Here is a 17,715-nt window from a genome sequence, read left to right as displayed (position 1 = left end):
AGAAGGGCCCGCCTGCTTTTTTGCTGGCGCGGGGGCGGTGAAAAGAGCTATAATAGGATGAGCGGAAAGAGCTAATCAATCAGAGGAGCAGGATGATGAAGCAAGGGGAACTGACCAGAGTGATCGTTGATGTGCGGGATGTGTATAAATCCTTTGGCACATTGGAGATTCTGCGGGGCGTGAGCCTCCAGGTTCGGGAGAAGGAGGTTGTGGTGATCTGCGGGCCCAGCGGCTCCGGGAAGAGCACTTTGATCCGCTGCCTCAACGGTTTGGAAAAGATCGACGGGGGAGAAATCTATGTGGGCGGGCTGCCGGTTCATGATCCCAAGACCAAGTCCACGGAAATCGCCAAGAAGGTGGGCATGGTCTTCCAGGATTTCAACCTCTTCCCCCATATGACTGTGCTGGAGAACGTCACCTTGGCCCCCATCAAGGTGAAAAAGATGCCCAAAGAAGAGGCCGCAGAGCTGGCCCTGGATCTTCTAGCTAAGGTGGGCATCCGGGACCAGGCGGATAAGTACCCCGCGGCCACCTCCGGAGGTCAAAAGCAGCGGGTGGCCATTGCCCGGGCCTTGGCCATGCAGCCCGATGTGATGCTCTTTGACGAGCCCACCTCAGCCCTGGACCCGGAGATGATCGCCGAGGTTTTGGATGTCATGAAGGGGCTGGCCCAAGGGGGTATGACCATGATCGTGGTCACCCATGAAATGGGCTTTGCCCGGGAGGTGGCGGACCGGGTGATCTTCTTCGACGAGGGGAAGATCGTGGAAGAAGCCCCGCCGGAGCAGTTCTTCACCGCACCGGAGAACGAGCGCACCAAGCGCTTCCTGGCGCAGATTCTCTAGTACATCTTTAGCCGTTCGATGCTGATTCCCACAATCATGGCTTTGACATTAACTGGGGACGTGTGTATACTATTGGTGCAAATGCATATCCTAATAGTCAATGAATGAGGGGTTGGCTTTCGGCTTCCCAGCAGGTCTGGGCCCGATTGACCAATCCCTCTTTTTTCGCTTATTCGGCAGTCAGGCTTGTTTTCCTACTGCCTTCGCTCGCGCCGACTATGCTTCTGAGCAAGTGGGAGTTGCCAAGCCCACCGGCCAAGTGCCGGAAGGGCTTGGCTTTTTCATTGCAAACCCTGCCTTTGTGCGAATTTCGTAAGAAGTAAAGGCTGGGTGTAAAGTTTGAAACAATCCGCAAGGCAAAATGACACAAATTGAAAACAATGTTGCCTAGCTGTAAGGTACCATAAAGATGGAAGCCATGGAATTTAGGGCATGAACAGGTCTTTTTCGCCTTTACAATCACCTTACGCCTCGTTACAACCAGCTGTGGTTTCCTTGTGAAAACCATACCGATACTGGGGCGTGGAAACCCGGGGCCATGCCTAGTGATCGTTTAGATAAGGGAACGAAGGAAGGCGAGTAACAGGACAGACAACAAAAGAAAGGAGAGAGAAGCATGAAAAGGCTGTCCATTTGTTTGTTGTTGGTTTTCTTGCTCAGCGCCAGCGCACTGGCCGCGGACTACAAGATCGGGTTTAACAATGCCCTGTCCGGCGTCTACTGCCTGGATATCTTGGAAAACTTCGCGGTCTACGCGGCTGAAGCCCTGGGCGCTGAGCTGATGGTGGTGAACGACGAGGGTACCATCGAGAAGTCCATCGCCAACGTGGAGAACTTGATCGCTTCGGGAGTGGATGGAATCATCTACTTTGGCCTTTCCGACGCCACCTTTGCCATTGTGGGCAAGATGTGCGCCGATGCTCGGGTACCTTTCGTACTGTATGACCACCTGCCCACACCGGAGACCCTGGCCCATCTGCGCAACAACCCCTATTTCGTCGGTGCCGTGGGAGAAGATGACTACGACGCCGGCTATCCCATCGGGGAGTTTGCCGCTGCCACGGGGGCAAAAACCGCAGTTTTGGTCACCGGCAACCGGGGCGACACCACCCACGAAGCCCGGGTGAAGGGCTTTACCGATGCCTTTGAGGCCGCGGGCGGCAAGGTTTTGGATATCGCTTGGGCGGCCACAGGCGGCCGGGCCGAGGCTTTGAAGAAGAGCGAAGACCTGCTGGTGGCTTACCCCGATGTTGAGGTTGTCTACACCACTTCCGGTGAGCCGGCAGTGGCCACCATGGAAGTACTCCAAAAGTATGGGGACCAGGATATCCAGTACTACGTCACCGACCTTGATCCCCCCATCCTGGAAGGTCTGCAGGAGGGCAAGATCACTGCCGCCAACGGAGCACACTGGATCAACTCCGGCCTGGCAGTGGCTCTGCTCCACAACTTCCTGGAAGGCAATCCGCTCAAGGATGCCAACGGGCAGGCACCGGTATTCCATGTACCCATCATCGTGCTGGAGGCCGGCCAGTACAAGGCCTACGAGGAGCAGTGGCTGGACAACATGCCCTTCACTCCCGACGAGATCAGGAACCTGAGCGTGAAGTTTAACCCAGAAGCATCTGCAGAACTGTTCGAAACCTTACTGGCCAATTACTCTGTTGAACAGCGGATCAGGGACAAATTTGAAGCAGGCATAATCACCGAAGCAGATCTAGAACGGTACGGCTTCTAGCACCACAGCTGGGCTGCCAAACACGCTCTGCGCCTTTGGCAGCCCCCTTTTACAAAGGGGTTGAAGTTCATGGATAGGAAAGCACAAACAGTGGGGGTTCCCATGCTCCAGCATCTGCGCACCAGAAGAATGCAGCAGATTCTGGTTTTAGCCGGGCTGCTCCTGATCTTTGTCATCATCCATTTCGCCACTGGCTCTAGGTTTCTCACCAGGAGAAACCTGGGCATCATCGTTTCCCACGCTGTTATCCCCACCTTCATTACCTGGGGTCTGATTTTCTCCTTCACCAGCGGCATGATCGATCTTTCCATCGGCGCCATCGTGGTTCTGGCCTCAAACTTCGCGGGAATCCTCGGCCTGAAGTTTGGCTACGCCGGGTTGATCCTGGGGGGCCTTGCCGCGGGCGTGGCTCTGCAGGCCCTCAACGGCCTCGTGTTCCTGAAGACCAAAATTCCGCCCTGGGTGGCCGGGTTGGGCATGGCCATGATCTACGAGTCCATCGGCGCCTTCTATTCCAACGCCGCGGTGCGCAGCGGCGGGATGGTGGTCAGTCTAGGCTCTCAGCTGCGGGGTCTGGGGCAGCTGCCCGTGAACGTGCTGATGCTGATACCTGGCCTCATAGCTGCTTATATCCTCTTCTGCCGCACCAGCATTGGGCTGAACGTGCGGGCAGTAGGCAGTGACCTGCGGGTTACCAAGGAAATGGGCATCAATCCTGACCGGGCCAAGTTCTTAGGCATGCTGGTCTGCGGCGTGTTCATCGGCTTAGGCTCCGCGATCAACCAAAGCTACGTGGGACAGCTGCTGCCGCGCACAGGGCTGACCACGGTGAGCACCATTTTCCAACCCCTGACCGCCGTGCTCATCGCCACTTCCATGGGCGCCATCTTCAACGTGGTGATCGGTGTCGTCCTGGGCACCATTTCCCTGTCCGCCCTGTTTAACGCCTTGACTCTGCTGGGCGTTCCTTCCGGGACATGGCAGGAAGTGGTACTTGGTGCGCTAGTAATTGCAGTGACCGTTGTGTCCATGCGGGGCGAGGAGGGTGTCGTAAAATGACCGATGCAAAGAAAAAAGCCAATCAGACAGTCGCCTTAAAGGTGGAAGGCCTCTCCAAAAGTTTTGGACCCACCCGCGCCGTTGTGGATGTTTCCATGGAATTCTGGGCCGGTGAAATCCACGGTTTGATCGGGGAGAATGGTTCCGGGAAATCCACCCTGATGTCCATGGTGGCCGGCATTCACACCAGGGATCAAGGGAGGATGTTCAAGGATAACCAGCCCTACGATCCTGTCAGCCCTGCCCACGCCAATGCCCAGGGCATCAGCATGGTGGTGCAGGAACTGGGCCTGGTGGACGGCTTGACGGTCACGGAAAACATCTTCCTGGGAAAAACCGACCGCTTCGCAAACCGCGGCGTGATCAACCTCCGGAAAATGCGGGAGGCTGCCGCGGAGGCCTTCGCCGCCTGGGGCATCGAGCCGGTTCCCCTGGATGCGCTGGCCAAAACCCTCACGGTGGAAGAAAAGAAGCTGGTGGAATTGGTGAGGGCTCTCCATGTTGATCCCGATATCCTCATCCTGGATGAGATCACCGCGGCCTTTTCCCACAACAACCGCACCGTGCTCTACCAGCTGCTGGCTAAGCTGAAGGCCCAGGGCAAGCTGATTCTATTCATCTCCCACAACCTGGGGGAAGTTCTCTCCCTGTGCGATCGCATCACGGTGCTCAAAGACGGGGAGAAGGTGGCCACCCTGGCCGCGGAGGGGGCGACGGAAGATGATCTCAAGCGCCTCATGGTGGGGCGGGAGATCAAAGAAACGTACTTCTACACCCCCGCGGAAACGGATCAGGCCGAGCCGGTGCTGATTGTCGATGGAGTGAGTGTGGAGGGTGCTTTGCACAACGTGTCCTTTGAGCTCCGCCGCGGCGAAGTGCTGGGCCTAGGCGGCTTGAGTGACTCGGGCATCCACGAGCTGGGCAAGGTTCTCTTCGGACTGACCAAGCCCGACCAGGGACAGGTCATCTTGGCCGAGACGGGGGAACGTTTGGACAGCCTGCGCAAGGCCATCGATCGGGGAGTTGCCTACGTGCCCAAGGACCGGGATATTGAAGCTCTTATGGTCCGGGCCACGATAGAAGACAACCTCTGCCTGCCTTCCATTGATTCCTTCACGGGGCGGCTGGGTTTCATCAGCCCCCGGAAAAGGAAGGCCTTTGCCCAGGAGCAGCTGCAGGCCTTTGAGATCAAGGCCAGCGGGATTAGGCAGGCTGTAGCTGAGCTTTCCGGCGGCAACCGCCAGAAGGTGAGCCTAGCCAGTTGGCTCTCGCGCCCCAACAAGATCCTCATTTTGGACTCACCCACACGGGGAGTGGACGTGGGGATCACCGCCAACATCTACAAATTGATTGCCGAGGTCAAAGGTCAGGGCATCGGAATCATCCTGATTTCCGACGAACTGCCGGAGCTCATCGGCTGCTCCGATCGCATTTTGATCATGAAAAACGGCGAAGTTGCCAAGATCTTCGAACGCGCCGAAGGGTTCAGCGAACATCGCATAGTGCAGGTGATGATCTAATGAAAACAAGGAAGCTCTCTGCGGAGCATATCATACCGTTTGCCGGTCTGGTCTGCCTGATTCTCCTCTTTACCATCCTCACCGGGGATAAGTTCTGGCGGCCGTACAACCTGCGTTCCATCTTGAACCAGACGGTGCTGTACATGTTCGGCGGCCTGGGCCTGATCTTTGTGATCGCCCAAGGCAGTATCGACCTCTCGCAAGGTGCGGTGCTGGCCCTCACTGCCGCCATCAGCGCCATTTTGGTGAACAAGTACGGTTTGTGGCTTATCTTTCCCTCAAGCATCATCCTGGGGGCACTCTTGGGTCTGCTCAACGGACTGATCATCAGCAAGCTCAAGGTTCCTTCGGTCACATGTACCCTGGCGTTTTCCATTGCCTACCGGGGACTCTTGCCGGTGTTTACCCGGGGAGGCCCCATCTACGTTCCCTTTAAGCTCTTTGACCTGTACAACTTCGAGAACATGTTCCCCGTTCTGGTTCTGTTAACGCTGATCTTCGGCTACCTCTTTGAGTACACCAAGATAGGGTACTACTCCAAGGCCATCGGCGAAAACGAGATCAAGGCCCGCAACAGCGGGGTGCCGGTGGAAAGGATCAAGATCATCGCCTACGTCCTATGCGGTGTTATGGCCGGTATCGCCGGGGTTTTCACCCTCAGCCGCGTGGGCGGGGTGGATGTGTCCATGGGCAACTTCTTTGAACTGGAAGTAATGCTGGCCATCTTTACCGGCGGTGTCCCCGTCACAGGCGGCATGCCCACCAGGATCTACCGCCTCTTCGTTGGTGCCCTGACCATCGGGGTTTTGGTCAACGGGCTCACTTTGTACGGGGTAAGTGCCGCCCTGGCGGAAGGCCTCAAGGGCTTGATGCTGATTGGGCTGGTCTTCTTGACTGCCCGCTTCACCACGGGCAGGAGAGCAGCCACCGCTTGATGGGTTAGGGAAACAATACCAAAATTATAAAGGAAGGGAGAAAGAGGGTTATGAAGTGCACGAAGGAGTACAGACTCCGCTACACGGAAAGGGCTAAAGAAATAGTTAAGGGGCTCACCCTGGAAGAAAAGGTTTCCTTGATGAGCGGCCAAGTGCAGCTTGAGCAGATGATCAAGGATATGACCGAGGATCCCAACAAGCACTACAACTACATCCCCTATCCAGCGGGGGGCATTGAGGAAAAGGGCATCCCCGCCATGAAGTTCTGCGACGGCCCCAGGGGAGTTGTCTGCGGTGTGGGCCAGAGCACCTGCTTCCCCGTGACCATGCTCAGGGGGGCAACCTTCGACGTGGAGCTGGAGGAGCGGGTGGGCCGGGCCATCGGTAAGGAAATCAGGGCCTGGGGCGGCAACCTCTTCGGAGGAGTGTGCATCAACCTGCCCTACAACCCCGGGTGGGGCCGCAGCCAGGAGACCTACGGCGAAGACTCCTTCCACTTGGGCCAGATGGGCTCCGCCTTGGTGCGGGGAGTGCAGTCCGAGAACGTGATTGCCTGTGTGAAGCACTATGCCTTCAACTCCATGGAAATCTCCCGCTTCAAGGTGAATGTGGAATGCGACAAGCGCACCGAGCGGGAAGTCTACCTACCCCACTTTAAGGACTGCATCGACGCAGGGGCAGCCAGCGTCATGAGCGCCTACAACCTCTACAAGGGCGTGCACTGCGGCCACCACGACTACCTGCTGAACCAGGTCTTGAAGGGGGAATGGGACTTTGACGGTTTTGTGATCAGCGACTTCATCTGGGGCATCCGGGATACGGTGGAGGCTGCCAATGGCGGCATGGACATTGAGATGTGCTGCACCATCCACTTCGGCGAGAAGCTGGTGAAGGCGGTGCGGGATGGTCTGGTACCGGAAGAGAAGATCGATGAGGCTGCCGTGCGCATTGTCCGCACTCTGCTGGCCTTTACCGAGGCGGATGGTAGGGAGTATGACATGAGCCTGGTGGGCTGCGATGAGCACATCGCCCTGGCCCGGGAGGTTGCCGAAAAGGGTATCACCCTCCTGCAGAACAAAGAAAACGTACTGCCCTTGGACAAAAACAACCTGAAAAAACTGGTGGTCTTGGGCGAGCTGGCGGATAAGGGCGTCATCGGCGACCACGGCTCCAGCCGGGTGTTCCCCAAGTATGTGGTGACCGCGCTGCAGGGCATTACCGAAGCTGTGCCCGAGAGTGTGGAAGTGGTCTACTACAGCGGAGAGGATCACGACCATGCCCGCAAGCTGGCTAAGGAAGCGGATGCCGTGGTCTTTGTGGTGGGCTATGACCACGATGACGAGGGAGAATACGTCACCGAAGAACAGATGGAATCCTATACCGGCGGCATCGGCGGCGATCGGGTGAAGTCCTTAGGACTCCACCAGCACGAGATCGACTTGATCAAGGCTGTGGGACCGGTGAACAAGAACTCCGTTGTGGTCATGATTGGCGGCAACATGATCATGATGACCGAGTGGAAGGATGATGTGAGCGGCATCCTCATGGCCTACTATCCTGGCATGGAGGGCGGCCGGGCCCTGGCCAGCATCATCTTCGGCGAGGTCAACCCCAGCGGTAAGCTGCCCTACGTGGTTCCCTACAAAGAAGAGCACCTGCCCCAGGTGGAATGGGACACCACCGAGCAGTTCTACGACTACTACCACGGTTACACCAAGCTGGAAAAGGAAGGCATCGAGCCCCTGCTGCCCTACGGCTTTGGCCTCTCCTACACCACCTTCGAGGTTAAGGATGCCAAGTTCAGCACCGATGGCCAAAACGTGATCGCGGAGTGTACCGTAACCAACACCGGCGGCCGGGCCGGAACTGAAGTGGTCCAGATGTATGTGGGCTTCAGCAACTCCCAGGTGCACAGGCCCAAGAAGGTGCTGCGGGGCTTTGCCCGCGTGGAGCTGGAACCCGGCGAAAGCAAGTCCGTCACCATTTCCTGCCCCTACGAGAAGCTGCGCTACTACAACGAGGAGATCAACGACTGGGTGCTGGAAAAGATGGACTACGAGGTCTACATCGGCACCAGCAGTGCGGACAAAGACCTGCTCAAGGGGAAAGTGACCATTGCCTAGGCAGGTGGTGGGAGCGGACGAGGAGAATAGCTTAAGGAGAGGAAACGGGAGCCCTGCTCCCGTTTCCCCCACCGAAAAGGCGGCTGAGACTCTGAAGAGGGAGGTGAACCGCCAGTGGCAGAGTCCTTCAGTCTCTACGAAGAGATTGAGTACCCGTTTTCCATCGGGTTTAAGTGCTTTACCGCCTCAATTGAGAGTTCCTGCCCCCACTGGCATGAGGCTTACGAGCTGGTGACCCCGATTAAGGGGGAAGTGCGGGTCAGGCACAAGGGTGTGGCCTATACCTTGGCCAAGGGGCACATCATGCTCATCAACAGCCGGGAGATTCACTCCTTCGCCTCTTGTCCCCGTCCCAACATCTGCCTTTTCCTCCAGTTCAGTCCCAATGTGTTTAGGCTTGACCGCAACCAGGATTCCAGGATCTACAATTTCTACTTGAACACCGCTGATCCCGATCTGAGGCTGGGGATACCCCCTGAACGGCTCATCGCGCCCGTGGCCAAGATCTGGCTGTATGCCTATGAAAAGCGCAAGGGGTACCAATTCCGCATGCACCCGGAGTTTTTCCGTTTGCTGGCGGATCTTTTTGCCCATACCATCTACGATGAGCGCTTTCTGGGCGCGGTCGACACAGCAGACAGCGATACATATATCCTCGATCGCCTGAGCAGCTATGTGCACGAGAACTACACTGAAGACATCTCCATGGAGGACATCTGCCGGACGCTGGGGATGAGCCGCAGTACTTTATACCGTTTCGGGAAGAGTGTTTTGGGCTGTTCCATCAATGACTACATCCATCATGTGCGGATTAAGGAAGCGAAGAAGCTGCTCCGGCAGACGGATCAATCCATCTCGGCCATTGCCCAAGCCTGCGGCTACACCAATGATACATCTTTTTACCGCGCTTTTAAGAACCAAGTGGGCAAAACGCCCAATGAGTACCGCAAAGAGGGGGCCGCTGCTTCCGCCTCCGATGGCCGGATCCAAGGCTACATCACCCACGATGTAGGGGCGGTGTACCGGCTTTTGAAAGAAGCGCCCCTGTGGGTGCACTAGACCTGCAAAGAAAACCGCTGGGCCGGAGCTCAGCGGTTTTTTGCAGCGGGGGCTGGACGAGAGTTAACGGACGATGGTCATGTAATAGCCCTGGAGCGGCCAGGTGATTTCCCCGAAATAGAGGGGGCTGTCGGCGAAGGTGCCGATGTAGTCTTCCCCGAGCATCTTGAACAGATTGGAGCGCATGGCAAACTCCGGGAGTTTGCCCACAAGGCGCTCGCCGTCGAAGAGGAAGCTGATCTGCACAGGTGTGGCGAAGCTGCCGTCCGCGGTGAAGTCTCCCCCGGAGCAGATCAGGGCGAAGATCGCGGGACGCCCCTGCAGGGCCGCAGCGACGTTTTGGCTGTCGGGCCTAAAGAAGAGGTGGCGCGCTTGGGACCCGTCAATGGTGGGAGGATCGTCGTATTCTCCCAGGGCCGCCCCGGTATGCTCCAGGCCGAAGCTTTGCGCCGTTTTCTTGTCCGTGAGCACCCTGGCCAGCCTGCCGTTTTCGATCAGGGCCAGGCGATCACCTGGCAGTACTACCCCCTCCGCATCGAAGAAGGGGCTGGCCATCTCCAGGGGATCCCGGTTGAGCTCCAGGGTGATCTTTTCCGCAAAGAGCCGCTGGCCCAGCTTGCCGCTGAACAGGGAGCCGCCCTTGGCGAAGCGCTCACCGTGCAGGTGCCTGCCTAGAAAGTCCAAGATCACACCGATATCCACCGTGAACACGGGCAGTACATCGCCCTCCGGCAGCTCCACCTTGTTGCGGTAGGCCTCCAGGAAAGAGCGGTTGAAGCTCCAGAACCTCTCAGGGTCGAAGCTGCGGGTGTGGCAGATCAGCGCTCCATCTGCCAGATTGGCGCTGGTCTTTTCTTTGAGCATGAGGCTGAGGGCGAAGTAGGCATCTTTGTACTCCAGATCAAGCCCTTCGCTGTTTTGCATCTGCACGGTGACTTCCTGGGCGGTGATGGATTCGCTGAAAATGAAGTCGGAATAGTCCTTCTCCAGCACCTGGAGGATGGCCTCCGCCTGCTCCAACAGCTCCTGGGAACCCATGGGTTCTGGGTTGCAGTCGCGCCGATCTTGGAGATTTCCCGTGAGCTCATAGGGGTAGGGAATACCCGCCTTGAGGTTTTCCACCGCGCCCTGCAGGAGCTCCTCCTTAGGGGCATCTCCCACCGCGCCGGCAATCCCGATCTTGCCGTCCCGGTAAACCCGCACGCCCTGTTTGGTGATATCCTTGATCCGCACCGCCGCCACCTGGCTGGCCTGGATGCGGGCTGTGGTTTCCTTGTTCCTGATGGTGATGAATTCCTGTTTCACAGCTCTGCCCCCTTTACTGAACCTGCAGCTTTCTCACTCGAGTGTACGGTCCGCCAAAGCCCACGGGCAGGGGCCACTGCTCCATCTTACCGCAGCCTCCCCCCACGAAACTGGCCAGCCTGAACTCCTGGCTCACCGCATCCACTTCCTGCAGGGTGGTGAACACATTGCCCGTGATCACGGAGATTTTCACAGGCCTGGTGATTTTGCCCTGCTCGATGAGGTAGGCCCGGCTGGGGGCAATGGTGAAGGTGGACATGCCTGAACCGTGCTTGACGGTGTCCACGAAGATGCCCCGCTCCATCTCGGCGATGATCTCCTGCAGGGGCCGGTCCCCCTTGGCGATGTAGGTTGTGGTCATGCGCACGATGGGCTCAAACTCGAAGTTCACCGCCCGGGCATTGCCGGTGGGCTCTTCCCCCAGGGCCAGCGCGGTGAGCGTGCTGTGCAGGCGGCCCCTGAGGATTCCCCCGGAGATGATCTCCGTCTTCCGGCCCCGGGTGCCTTCATCGTCGAAGGGTGTGTAGCCGCTGCCCAGCTCGGTGCTGTCATCGATGATGGTGAGCAGATCCCGGCCAACCCGCTTGCCCAGGGCCCATTCGGCCTTCACCGTTTCATCCCCGAGCATGAAATCGGCCTCGCTCTTATGCCCGAAGCTCTCGTGGGTGAAGACGCCTGTGGCCTCGGGGCTCAGCAGCACCTGGTATTCTCCGGGTACCACCGGCTCGGCATCCCGCACATAGGCAATGTCCTTGGCCATTTCCTCCAGGAAGAACTCCCTAAGGCCCCTCAGTTCATCGAAGGTGTCGGCCGCTTTAGATATGACTGTTTGGTCCCGCTTGTCCCCAAAGGCGATGTCCAAGGAGAGGCGGATACCGCAGATCTGCCGGTCAAAGGTAACCGCTGCTCCTAAAGAGGAGTAAAACGATTTGACGGTGCGGTTGTCCACGTAAGCGGAGGTGTGGTTCACCACAGCCGGGTCAGTGACTTCCTCCAGGATTCCTTCCAAAAGCGCCTGCTTGTCCTGGAGGGGAACGTCGGTAACGGCGTTCTGGTTGTACCTGAGGAGCGTCTCCCGGTGCACCTCAAAGGCCTGCACCAGGGGGTGATCGAGGATCCGGGGATTGGGCGCCGCCATCTGGGCCAGGCTGTCAATCTGGGCCTGGAGATTGTCCACGTCGGTGGTGGAGCTGTAATACCAGCGCTGACCGTCGAACACCCTGATCAGCGCCCCCTTGGTTTGGCGCACCTTCTGGCTCTGGAGCGTACGCTGTTTGAAGCGAATTTCCGTGTCCACTGCTTCTTCCACGCGCACATCTACATACAAGTCACGGGGAAAACTAAGCATTCTAGACCTCCTTTTTAGGTTGGCAATCCCTCTGCCTGTAGTTTTCTGGCAACCGTCGCGGATTTCCTTCCTTAACGGGGCTTACCCGGGCCAGACTGGCAAAAAAGGTTCCAAGGGCCGTTTGGCGAAGTATAAGCCTGATCAAAGAACAGGCTGAGGCCGGCTGCTTTTGAGAATCCATAAGGAAAGGAAGATGCTCATGAGGATTGAGTTTTTGGGTCATGCCAGTTTCCTGCTGGAAGATGCCCAGACGAAAATCTTGATCGACCCCTTCTTGACTGGAAACCCCCTCGCCAGCAAACAGGCAGGGGAAGTGGAGGCAGATTTCATTCTGGTCAGCCACGGCCACCACGACCATGTGGGGGATGCGGTGGAGATCGCCAAGCGGACTGGGGCGGTGATCTGCACCACGGTGGAAGTGGCCCGGGAGCTTTTTGAGCCTGAGGGGCTGGAGGTCCTCGCGGGTAATATTGGCGGGAAGCTGCCCACAACCTTCGGCAGCATCAAGCTGGTCTCGGCCCAGCACGGCAGCGGAGTCACGGGAGGGCTGGCCTGCGGTTTTGTGGTGGAAATGGACGGCAGGAAGGTCTACCATGCCGGGGACACCGGTTTGTTCGCGGAAATGCAGTTCCTCAAGGATGAAGGGTTGGATGTGGCCCTCTTGCCCATCGGCGATTATTACACCATGGGTCCTGCCGATGCGGTGAAGGCAGTGGAGATGATCCGCCCGCAGGTGGTCATCCCCATGCACTTCAATACCTTCCCCGCGATCAAACAGGACCCGCTGAAATTCAAAAAAGCTGTGGAAGCCCAGGATCTCAGCCGCGTGGTGGTGCTGGAGCCCGGGAAGAGCTTCGAACTTTAGGCCGCGGCTCGGCCCGCCGGCGCCCGGGGAAAGAGCTTGCCCTTGAGGGCCTTGTAAGTCACTGCTGCCCAGTCTGTTACCGGGATGAGGATGAGGAAATAGGTGAGAATCCAGGCAGGCGAACGGGGCGGCAGCAGGAAGATCATGGACCAGGCCACGATCATCCAGTGGATCACGTACATCTCCGTGATGTTCCTGCTCCAGCGGGAGAGGGTTGCAACGACAAACCCCGGCAGCCGGGGGGCCAGGAAGAAGAACAGGCTGATCCAGGCCACAACGAAGGTGATGAACAACAGGTTGCCCAGGAGATTGTGGTGGAAATAGACGTATGAGTAGTAGTCGTAGTTCTCCCAGCCGATGGGAATGCCGTAGTGCCGGAAGAGCAGCCAGCCGGCGAAGGCAGCTGGCAGGGAGATTTCCAGGCACAGGCGATAAAGGCGCGCCTTGTCCCGGCAGCGCACCAAGAGCTGCCCGAAGAGATAGCCCACGATGGGATACGGTATCCAGGTGAGAAAGGGGAACCAGGAATACTCGCTGGTTCCCCAAATCAATCCCGCGATCACATTCAAGGCAGGGGAAGAGAGAACTCTCCCCGCGAGCAGCAGGTTGGCCGCGGCGCCGAGCAGGGCCGCCGCGGCGTAATGGACGCTCTGGAACTTGAGCTTACTGGCCGCCGCGAAAAAGAGGAAGGCCAGCCCCGCAAAGGGCAGGATATCCACGCCTAAAGCTTCTTCAATGCCCACCGCCAGGTCGGCGGGGTCACCGGTTCTTAAGTACAGCACATACATACTGAGGAAATCCCGGAAGAAAGCCACGGCGAAGCCTAAAAGCAGGATGCGCAGGCCCCGCCGGGCCAGATCTCCAGGCGTGTTTTTGCGGGTGTAGGCCAGGCCCACACCCAGGGCAAACATGAACACCGGGGCCCCCGGTGGGCCACCCAGGAAAAAGATCAAGCGGTTGGGCCAAGTCGGTTCCCACGGTAGAGAGGTAAAAGACTCAAAGCAGTGGACCAGGAGCATAAACAAGATGGCCAGGCCCTTGACCAGATCCAGCTCCACCTGCCTGCCGCGGTTAACCGGGCTGTCTGCAAACAAGCCCGTATGCTCCATGGCGGTACCCCCTAGTAAAGTTGTTTTTGCTTCTGCGCGTATTCCTCAAACAGCTGCACGCACTCTTCCCGCCCGTATTCCTCGATCAGGAGGATGGAGCTGTCGATGCGCCCGCCTTCAATGAAGCGGTAGATGAAATCGTCCCGGAAACCAATGGCTTCAGCATCTTCCGGCCGGGCCCCATAGATCACATGGGTGATATTGGCCCAGATGGTGGCCCCCAGGCACATGGGGCAGGGATAGCCCGTGGCATAGAGGATGTAGCCGGAGAGATCGTGGGTGCCCAAGAGGCGGCCCGCTTCCCGAATGGCATTCACTTCCGCATGGGCGGTGGGGTCATGGTCCCTGAGGACGCTGTTGGAAGCCACCACGATGATGTTGCCCTCTTGGTCGAAGATGGCGGCGCCGAAGGGTCCACCGATGTTTTCGTTCATGGTTTGGCGGGCCCGGGCAATGGCCTGCTCCATGGCTTCATCTAAGACTCCCCGCCAGGTCGCGTAGTCCGGCGCATCAACGGGGAAATCGAAATACTGGTCGGTATAGGGTTCGTCGATGAGGCGGTAATGCCACCATTCCTCGGGATAGGGTTCAAAGCCGGCGGCCACCATGGCATCCCGCAGGATGTTGCGGTTGGCTTCCTGCTCTGGAGTGATCAGGTCCGTGCCGTGGTGGGAGATGGGACCGAAGAAGTCAAAGGAGCTTCCCATGTCCACCTCATCTAAGGTATCTTTGTACACCAGGGTGAGGTCCACCACGCTGCCCCTGCTGTGGCCGGATCTGAGGGCGATATAGCCTAGGTCAAAGAGGAGCGCTTTATCTACGTCGGGATAGAACTCTGCTTTCATTTTCTGGTCTTCCAGATCCTGGGCCCAGAGCACAAAGTGCTCCACCGCGCGCACCGGCCGGTAGGCGTCGAAGATCTTGATGTAGTAGCCCTGCTCGTCCAGGATGTCCGCGGCTTTCTTCAGGGCTTCCGCGGCTTCCCTGGTGAGGATGGCCACCGGTGCATTGTAACCGTTGATGCGGGTGCCCACGAAGTTGTATCCTGTGTAGTAGCGGATATCCAGCCGCGCCGTGGGGATGACATCTTTGACGTACACAAACCCTTCTGGAAGCTCGAAGGCCAATACGGGTGCTGCCACCAGGGCAATCAGCAGAACAATCAGGAGCGTGCGCAGTTTACTTTTCATCTTCTCCACCTCGCTATCTAGTTTGCTGTCCTGTTGCGGCCAGCGTCGGTTCGGTCCGATCTTCGCAGCGAAACCAGTCTTTTCCTGCTCATTTTTTTCATAAAACGTTACCTTTAAGGTTACCTCCCGCGTTTGCCCTGGCAGGGCGGGGAAGGTTTTTTCCTGCCGCCGTCTAAGTTCACAGAAGAAGACTTGGGGAAGGGAAGTGATTGGGTATGAAAGGCATGGGCAAATCCCGCTGGCTATCTTGGGCTGCAGCGCTGAGCCTGATGTTCTTATTTGCGGTCAGCGCCTGGGCCCAGGCCCCAGTTAAGAACGTGATTTTACTCATCGGCGACGGTATGGGCATCAACCAGATCAGTGCGGCCCGGCTCAGCCTGGCAGATGGGGCCCGTTCAGTGCTGAATCTGGATACCATGCCTTACACCGGTTTTTCCCTGAACTTTGCCAATAACAATCTGGTCACCGATTCCGCGGCTGCGGCCACCGCGCTGGCCACAGGCTTTCGCACCGACACCGGCAAGCTGGGTACCCTGCCCGATGGCACGCCGGCGGAGAGCATCATGCTCAAAGCCAAAGAACAGGGGCTGAGCATCGGGCTGGTGACCACCGTGAAGGTGACCGACGCCACCCCCGCTGCCTTCCTGGTGAACGCCGACCACCGGGCCTTCGAACGGGATATCGCCAGGGCCATCCTGCAGGCCCAGCCCGACGTGCTTTTGGGGGGTGGAGCAGATGCTTTTGGCATTAACCCCTTCACCAAACAGCCCAAAGGCAATGCCTTGATCAAGGAGGCCTTGGCAGAGGGCTACACCTTTGTGGCTGACCGCGCCGCCCTTCTCGACTTGGAGATCACCCCGGGGATGAAGCTCATCGGCCTGTTTATCGGGGGAGATATGAGCTTTGAGCTCACCCGCCTGCCCACCGAGCCCTCCCTTTTGGAAATGGCCCAGCGGGCCCTGGAGGTGGTGAGCAGCAATCCGCAGGGCTTTTTCCTCATGATCGAAGGGGCCCGCATCGACCGGGCTGCGCACACCCACAGCGTGGAAGAGATGGTGGGGGAGCTGCTCATGTTTGATCAGGTGGTGGGGCTGGCCTTAGAGTTTGCCCGGGCCAATCCTGGTACCTTGGTGGTGGTAACCGCGGACCATGAAACGGGGGGCTTGGCCATCACCGGCGGACATCCATCCGGCGAAGGGGTGACCTACGGCTGGGCGACCTCCGGCCATACCGCCAGCATGGTGCCGATCTATGCCTTTGGCCCAGGTGCGGAGCGCTTCAGCGGCACGCTGCAGATCACAGATATCCCGGTGCACATGGCCGAGCTTCTGGGCCTAAGTGGTTTTCCTGCCCTCAAGGTAGAGGAATAGGATAAGCGGGATGTTGGGAATGCTAAGGGTCCTTTAAATAAAGCTAAAGTTTCCAAACCAAGCAGGAGTGGATAGGCGCAGTGTGGAAGAGAGGTACAGGCAGCAGCCCCAGGGGGTGCTGTCTGTTTGCGGGTCAAAGGAAAGCCTAGTCCGCATGAGCGCACTACTTGGGTCCAAGGCTATGATCGTTATCAGCAGCACGCTTTCCAGCTCACTTGCGCTACAAAGGTATCCTCGATGGCAGCAGATTCCAGGCAAGACGGCACCACTGTTCGCACCAACCATTCTAATTAATCTGGGATTAGGCGTCCTTTGCACAGGGTGCAGCCGCAAGGCTGCACCTTTTTCGCGGTCAGCAGAGGTCTGGCTGGGGTATAAGAAGCCGGCAACTTGGAACCATAGAAGTGAAATCAACCCGAAGGAGGTTGTCTATGGAAGTCCACTGCACTGTGAAAAACTGCCAGTGGTGGGATGACAACTACTGCGCCGCCCAGAGCATTCTCATCACCAGTGATGAGCTCGGGGCCAAGCTGCCGGAGAGCTACGACTACGAAGATACCCAGAGCATTGTGCAGCAGTACGGGGAAACAGCCGTGGGTTCCTGCGAAGCCACCTGCTGCAAAACCTTTCGGGAACGGGGGACACCTTAATAGGTGTCTCATTTGTTTCCAGAATTGACCATGGATTGAAAGGAAATGTAAAGGAAGGAATCAACTGGTCCGCGGAGAAGTACTAGGATGGTCTTAGTGGTGTCCTGGCAATTTCTGGACACACTCGGCGGAAAAGGGGGGAATCGGCGGGACGAACAACAGCAAGCTGTGTTTCGCAAAGTTCTTAGGAAAGGGGAATTCTCTTGAGAAAAGGTTTAGTGCTGTTAATACTTGCGCTGTCTTTGGTGTTTGCAGGCTTAGCGAACGCCCAAACCATTGAGCTTACTTACTGGACACATACCGATGATAACCGTACTATGATTGAAAACCGCTATATCGAAGAGTTCCAGAAGCTGTATCCCAACGTGACCATCAAGCGGGTGGTCAATGAGGCGGCCAAGATGGGCGATCTGGTTCTCACCGCCTTTTCGGCACAGAACGCTCCGGATATCTTCAATCTGCCCATTGAGCAGGAATACGGCTATATGATCCACGGCCGGGTGGCACCGGTCAACTATGAAGCCGCGGGCTATGCCAGCGCCGAGGAACTTGTGGCCAACTACCTGCCCGGCACCTTTGACCCCGTAACCATGGATGGC

14 protein-coding genes and 2 pseudogenes are annotated in these 17,715 nt (G+C 57.8%); 11 read left to right on the top strand and 5 right to left on the bottom strand.

Features of this window, described 5'->3' with window-relative positions; translation table 11 throughout:
* Window positions 1-122: 122 nt before the first annotated feature.
* From ACE4YL_RS06105 to ACE4YL_RS06075, 7 genes are all read left to right on the top strand, one after another.
* On the top strand, window positions 123-845 hold the full coding sequence (locus ACE4YL_RS06105) for an amino acid ABC transporter ATP-binding protein (RefSeq protein WP_461359525.1): 723 nt from the start codon (window positions 123-125) through the stop codon (window positions 843-845).
* Between the two features lie 616 nt (window positions 846-1,461).
* Entirely contained in the window at window positions 1,462-2,583 is a 1,122-nt protein-coding gene (locus ACE4YL_RS06100) for a sugar ABC transporter substrate-binding protein (RefSeq protein ID WP_461360428.1), read from the top strand.
* Window positions 2,584-2,652: 69 nt separating this feature from the next.
* Window positions 2,653-3,642 (top strand): ABC transporter permease, encoded by a 990-nt coding sequence (locus ACE4YL_RS06095; protein ID WP_461360429.1) that lies wholly within the window; start codon window positions 2,653-2,655, stop codon window positions 3,640-3,642.
* Window positions 3,639-5,162, top strand: a complete 1,524-nt coding sequence (locus ACE4YL_RS06090; protein ID WP_461360430.1) for a sugar ABC transporter ATP-binding protein — start codon at window positions 3,639-3,641, stop codon at window positions 5,160-5,162. Before ACE4YL_RS06095 ends, ACE4YL_RS06090 begins: the two co-directional genes overlap by 4 nt.
* Window positions 5,162-6,097 (top strand): ABC transporter permease, encoded by a 936-nt coding sequence (locus ACE4YL_RS06085; RefSeq protein WP_461360431.1) that lies wholly within the window; start codon window positions 5,162-5,164, stop codon window positions 6,095-6,097. Before ACE4YL_RS06090 ends, ACE4YL_RS06085 begins: the two co-directional genes overlap by 1 nt.
* 50 nt (window positions 6,098-6,147) lie before the next feature.
* Window positions 6,148-8,220, top strand: coding sequence for a beta-glucosidase family protein (locus ACE4YL_RS06080; RefSeq protein WP_461360432.1), 2,073 nt, complete (start codon window positions 6,148-6,150; stop codon window positions 8,218-8,220).
* A 114-nt stretch (window positions 8,221-8,334) separates the two neighbouring features.
* Window positions 8,335-9,279, top strand: a complete 945-nt coding sequence (locus tag ACE4YL_RS06075) for a helix-turn-helix domain-containing protein (RefSeq protein WP_461360433.1) — start codon at window positions 8,335-8,337, stop codon at window positions 9,277-9,279.
* Between the two features lie 63 nt (window positions 9,280-9,342).
* On the opposite strand, the gene ACE4YL_RS06070 is transcribed toward ACE4YL_RS06075, so the two are convergent.
* Window positions 9,343-10,584: a metallopeptidase TldD-related protein gene (locus ACE4YL_RS06070; protein ID WP_461360434.1), complete on the bottom strand. Its 1,242-nt coding sequence runs from the start codon at window positions 10,582-10,584 to the stop codon at window positions 9,343-9,345.
* Between the two features lie 13 nt (window positions 10,585-10,597).
* Complete coding sequence (locus tag ACE4YL_RS06065; RefSeq protein WP_461369373.1) at window positions 10,598-11,932, bottom strand: TldD/PmbA family protein; 1,335 nt, start codon at window positions 11,930-11,932, stop codon at window positions 10,598-10,600.
* A 199-nt stretch (window positions 11,933-12,131) separates the two neighbouring features.
* On the opposite strand from ACE4YL_RS06065, the gene ACE4YL_RS06060 reads away from it, so the two are divergent.
* Window positions 12,132-12,797, top strand: coding sequence for a metal-dependent hydrolase (locus ACE4YL_RS06060; protein ID WP_461360436.1), 666 nt, complete (start codon window positions 12,132-12,134; stop codon window positions 12,795-12,797).
* On the opposite strand, the gene ACE4YL_RS06055 is transcribed toward ACE4YL_RS06060, so the two are convergent.
* From ACE4YL_RS06055 to ACE4YL_RS06045, 3 genes and pseudogenes are all read right to left on the bottom strand, one after another.
* Window positions 12,794-13,906: an acyltransferase family protein gene (locus tag ACE4YL_RS06055; protein WP_461360437.1), complete on the bottom strand. Its 1,113-nt coding sequence runs from the start codon at window positions 13,904-13,906 to the stop codon at window positions 12,794-12,796. The two genes, ACE4YL_RS06060 and ACE4YL_RS06055, sit on opposite strands and share 4 nt — an antisense overlap.
* An 11-nt stretch (window positions 13,907-13,917) precedes the next feature.
* Entirely contained in the window at window positions 13,918-14,373 is a 456-nt protein-coding gene (locus ACE4YL_RS06050) for a nucleoside deaminase (RefSeq protein ID WP_461360444.1), read from the bottom strand.
* Window positions 14,374-14,418: 45 nt separating this feature from the next.
* A pseudogene (locus tag ACE4YL_RS06045) lies at window positions 14,419-15,096 on the bottom strand (M15 family metallopeptidase); the annotation flags it as partial.
* Between the two features lie 215 nt (window positions 15,097-15,311).
* On the opposite strand from ACE4YL_RS06045, the gene ACE4YL_RS06040 reads away from it, so the two are divergent.
* From ACE4YL_RS06040 to ACE4YL_RS06030, 3 genes and pseudogenes are all read left to right on the top strand, one after another.
* The gene (locus ACE4YL_RS06040; protein WP_461360445.1) at window positions 15,312-16,466 is read left to right on the top strand and encodes an alkaline phosphatase; all 1,155 of its coding nucleotides are present in this window, start codon (window positions 15,312-15,314) and stop codon (window positions 16,464-16,466) included.
* 431 nt (window positions 16,467-16,897) lie between these two features.
* Window positions 16,898-17,116, top strand: coding sequence for a DUF1540 domain-containing protein (locus ACE4YL_RS06035; protein WP_461360438.1), 219 nt, complete (start codon window positions 16,898-16,900; stop codon window positions 17,114-17,116).
* A 203-nt stretch (window positions 17,117-17,319) separates the two neighbouring features.
* Window positions 17,320-17,715: pseudogene (locus tag ACE4YL_RS06030) on the top strand (ABC transporter substrate-binding protein); the annotation flags it as partial.

Origin of the sequence: Candidatus Darwinibacter acetoxidans, assembly GCF_041936445.1 — a bacterium.
Classification (GTDB): domain Bacteria; phylum Bacillota; class Limnochordia; order Darwinibacteriales; family Darwinibacteriaceae; genus DTU010.
Note: the sequence above shows the minus strand (reverse complement) of the source record. Positions and strands in the feature narration are given on the sequence as shown.

What these genes read in the sequence shown, in the direction of transcription:
- ACE4YL_RS06100 (WP_461360428.1), top strand. Translation starts at nt 1,462, where the DNA reads ATGAAAAGGCTGTCCATTTGTTTGTTGTTGGTTTTCTTGCTCAGCGCC.
- ACE4YL_RS06095 (WP_461360429.1), top strand. Translation starts at nt 2,653, where the DNA reads ATGGATAGGAAAGCACAAACAGTGGGGGTTCCCATGCTCCAGCATCTG.
- ACE4YL_RS06090 (WP_461360430.1), top strand. Translation starts at nt 3,639, where the DNA reads ATGACCGATGCAAAGAAAAAAGCCAATCAGACAGTCGCCTTAAAGGTG.
- ACE4YL_RS06085 (WP_461360431.1), top strand. Translation starts at nt 5,162, where the DNA reads ATGAAAACAAGGAAGCTCTCTGCGGAGCATATCATACCGTTTGCCGGT.
- ACE4YL_RS06080 (WP_461360432.1), top strand. Translation starts at nt 6,148, where the DNA reads ATGAAGTGCACGAAGGAGTACAGACTCCGCTACACGGAAAGGGCTAAA.
- ACE4YL_RS06065 (WP_461369373.1), bottom strand. Translation starts at nt 11,932, where the DNA reads ATGCTTAGTTTTCCCCGTGACTTGTATGTAGATGTGCGCGTGGAAGAA.
- ACE4YL_RS06060 (WP_461360436.1), top strand. Translation starts at nt 12,132, where the DNA reads ATGAGGATTGAGTTTTTGGGTCATGCCAGTTTCCTGCTGGAAGATGCC.
- ACE4YL_RS06055 (WP_461360437.1), bottom strand. Translation starts at nt 13,906, where the DNA reads ATGGAGCATACGGGCTTGTTTGCAGACAGCCCGGTTAACCGCGGCAGG.
- ACE4YL_RS06050 (WP_461360444.1), bottom strand. Translation starts at nt 14,373, where the DNA reads ATGGAGCAGGCCATTGCCCGGGCCCGCCAAACCATGAACGAAAACATC.
- ACE4YL_RS06040 (WP_461360445.1), top strand. Translation starts at nt 15,312, where the DNA reads ATGAAAGGCATGGGCAAATCCCGCTGGCTATCTTGGGCTGCAGCGCTG.
- ACE4YL_RS06035 (WP_461360438.1), top strand. Translation starts at nt 16,898, where the DNA reads ATGGAAGTCCACTGCACTGTGAAAAACTGCCAGTGGTGGGATGACAAC.